Origin of the sequence: Actinosynnema sp. NPDC059797, from assembly GCF_042732085.1 — a bacterium.
GTDB lineage: Bacteria > Actinomycetota > Actinomycetes > Mycobacteriales > Pseudonocardiaceae > Actinosynnema.
In genome coordinates this window covers 1-2,777 of record NZ_JBHWIE010000608.1, presented here as the reverse complement: position 1 = coordinate 2,777, position 2,777 = coordinate 1, and the positions used below count along the sequence as shown (strand labels likewise).

The following is a 2,777-nucleotide window of genomic DNA, read 5'->3' as shown; positions in this document are numbered from 1 at the left end:
GCACCGGTGCTCCTCCGAAGTTCCCGACGGGCGGGGTCTCAGCGGGTGAAGGCGAGGACCACGTTGTGGCCGCCGAACCCGAACGAGTTGGACAGGGCCGCCGCCACCGGCGCCTGCCTGGGGCGGTCCCGGACCACCTCGACCCGCAGCTCCGCGTCCGGGCGGTCGAGGTTGCGGGTGGCGGGCACGACGCCCTCGTGCAGCGTCAGCACGGTGACGATCGCCTCGACCGCGCCCGCCGCGCCGAGCAGGTGGCCGGTCATCGACTTGGTGGCGGTGACCAGCGGGTGCGTGCCCACGCCCAGCTCGATGCCGCGGGCCTCCACGGCGTCGCCCTGCGGCGTGCCGGTGGCGTGGGCGTTGACGTGGCCGATGTCCCGGGCGGACAGCCCGGCGCCGGCCAGCGCCTCGCGCACGGCCCGCAGCTGGCCGTCGACGTCGGGGCGGGTCATGTCGCGGCCGTCGCTGGTCACGCCCGCGCCCGCGAGCGTCGCGTAGGCGCGGGCGCCCCGGGCCGCGGCGAAGTCCGCCCGCTCCAGCACCAGCGCGCCCGAGCCCTCGCCCATGACGAAGCCGTCGCGGTCGACGTCGAAGGGCCGCGAGGCCGACTCGGGGGTGTCGTTCTTCGTGGACAGCGCGCCCATCTGGGCGAACCCGGAGATGGACAGCGGGTGCAGGCACGCGTCGGTGCCGCCCGCGACCACCACGTCGGCCCGGCCGGAGCGGATCAGGGCGAGGCCGACGGCGAGGGCCTCCGCGCCGGAGGCGCAGGCGCTGGTGGGCGCGTGGGCGCCGCCGCGGGCGCCCAGGTCGATGCTCACCGCGCCCGCCGCCGCGTTGGGCATCAGCATCGGCACGGTGAAGGGCGAGAGCCGGCGCGGGCCACGCCGCTCCAACAGGTCGTCCTGGTCGAGCATGGTGAGCGCGCCGCCGATGCCGGTGCCGAAGGCGACGGCCAGCCGGACCGGGTCCACCTCGGGCGCGCCCGCGTCGGCCCACGCCTCCCGCGCGGCCACCACGGCGACCTGCTGGCTGCGGTCCAGGCGGCGGGCCTCGGTGCGGTCGAGCACGTCGGTCGGCTGCTTGCGCAGCTGGGCGGCGAACCTGACGGGCAGCCTCGGCGCCCACTCCTCGGCCAGCGGGGACGCCCCGGACTCCCCGGCCAGCAGCGCGGCCCAGCTGGAGGTGACGTCCCCGCCGAGCGGCGTGGTCATGCCGAGCCCTGTCACCACCACCGGAACTTCAGAAACCATGGCGCGATCCCCTCTCGACCGCGGCACGCGGTCCTCGGTTGCACCGGTTGCACCGCGTGCCGCCGGGAGCCCTCGGCCGGCGGTTCCCGCTGCGGGCGCACCGGCGCCGGGGCGCTCGGGACGACGTCCGGTGTGGAGGGTCCCGGCCGACCGACAGTAACCGCGGCCGCCTATCGCGGCCAACGGCCGGGAGTCCCCTTTCCGCACCACCCGGAGGGTATGGGGCGACCCGCATTCCGAACGGGTGAGGGCTCGGCGGAAAGGATGACGCGATTCCGTCCCGGCGACCGATGTGGCGCGCCGCGCGCCGAACCTAGGCTCGGCCGGGAAGATCGCCGGCGGCGTGAGAGCAGGGGTGGACGAGGGCATGACGAGGCTGGGAGTGGTCGGCGCCGGTGTCATGGGCACCGGGGTCGCGCAGAACTTCGCCGAGCACGGGCACCACGTGGTGCTCGTCGACCGCTCGAAGGAGGCGCTGGTCAGGGCCGAGGAGGAGGTGCGCCGGTACGAGCGCTTCGGGCACCTGCTCGGCACGGGGCCGGCCGGCGGCCGCGACGGCATGGCCGAGCGGGTCGCCTACGCCACCGAGCTGGAGGCGCTGTCCGATGTGGACTTCGTGGTGGAGAACATCACCGAGGACTGGGACCTCAAGCGCGAGGTGTACCCGAGGCTGGACGGGATCTGCCGGGAGACCACGCCGTTCGCGGCGAACACCTCCGCGATCCCGATCACCCGCATCGCCTCGGTCACCGAGCGGCCGGAGCTGGTGCTGGGCATCCACTTCATGAACCCGGTGCCGATGAAGCACACCGTCGAGGTCATCCGCGGCTGGCACACCGCCCAGTCCACCGTGGACACGGCGCTGGCGCTGCTCGGCGGCGTCGGCAAGGAGGGCGTCCTGGTCAACGACGCGCCGGGGTTCGTGTCCAACCGGGTCCTCATGCTCACCATCAACGAGGCCGTGTTCCTGGTGCAGGACCGGGTCGCGCCCGCCGAGGACGTCGACCGGGTCTTCCGGTCGTGCTTCGGCCACCCCATGGGCCCGCTGGCCACCGCCGACCTGATCGGGCTGGACACCATCCTGCAGAGCATCGAGGTGCTGCACGACAGCTTCAACGACAGCAAGTACCGGCCGTGCCCGCTGCTCAAGCAGATGGTGGCCGCCGGTCTGCACGGGCGGAAGTCGGGCAGGGGCTTCTACGACTACAGCTGACGGTCCGACCACCACCGCGAAGGGGAAACAGAGCATGGCCGAGGACACCCGCGCCGTCGTCGGGCAGTTCGTCCGGGGCAAGATGCCCAAGGTCGAACTGGGCGACGACCAGGACTTCTTCCAACTGGGCTTCGTGAACTCGCTGTTCGCCATGGAACTGGTCATGTTCGTGGAGAACCGGTTCGGGCTGCGCGTGCCCAACGACGAGCTGCGGCGGGAGAACTTCCGCAGCGTCTCCGCGATCAGCGACCTCGTCGACCGCCTCACGCCCGCCCGGGAGCCGGTTCCGCAGGAGGCCACCGCATGAGGAC

Annotated in this window: 3 protein-coding genes; 2 read left to right on the top strand and 1 reads right to left on the bottom strand. The window is 73.5% G+C overall.

What is annotated here, in order from left to right; translation table 11 throughout:
• Nucleotides 1–38 precede the first annotated feature (38 nt).
• Entirely contained in the window at nt 39–1,253 is a 1,215-nt protein-coding gene (locus ACFV4N_RS42380; RefSeq protein WP_499678346.1) for a beta-ketoacyl-[acyl-carrier-protein] synthase family protein, read from the bottom strand.
• Nucleotides 1,254–1,620: 367 nt separating this feature from the next.
• Between ACFV4N_RS42380 and ACFV4N_RS42375 the strand changes: the two genes are divergently transcribed.
• Nucleotides 1,621–2,466, top strand: a complete 846-nt coding sequence (locus tag ACFV4N_RS42375; protein ID WP_499678345.1) for a 3-hydroxyacyl-CoA dehydrogenase family protein — start codon at nt 1,621–1,623, stop codon at nt 2,464–2,466.
• Between the two features lie 34 nt (nt 2,467–2,500).
• The gene (locus ACFV4N_RS42370) at nt 2,501–2,773 is read left to right on the top strand and encodes a phosphopantetheine-binding protein (RefSeq protein WP_499678344.1); all 273 of its coding nucleotides are present in this window, start codon (nt 2,501–2,503) and stop codon (nt 2,771–2,773) included.
• The last annotated feature ends 4 nt before the right edge of the window (nt 2,774–2,777 follow it).

Excerpts from the sequence above, each read along its gene's own strand:
- ACFV4N_RS42380 (WP_499678346.1), bottom strand. The coding sequence starts at position 1,253 with ATGGTTTCTGAAGTTCCGGTGGTGGTGACAGGGCTCGGCATGACCACG.
- ACFV4N_RS42375 (WP_499678345.1), top strand. The coding sequence starts at position 1,621 with ATGACGAGGCTGGGAGTGGTCGGCGCCGGTGTCATGGGCACCGGGGTC.
- ACFV4N_RS42370 (WP_499678344.1), top strand. The coding sequence starts at position 2,501 with ATGGCCGAGGACACCCGCGCCGTCGTCGGGCAGTTCGTCCGGGGCAAG.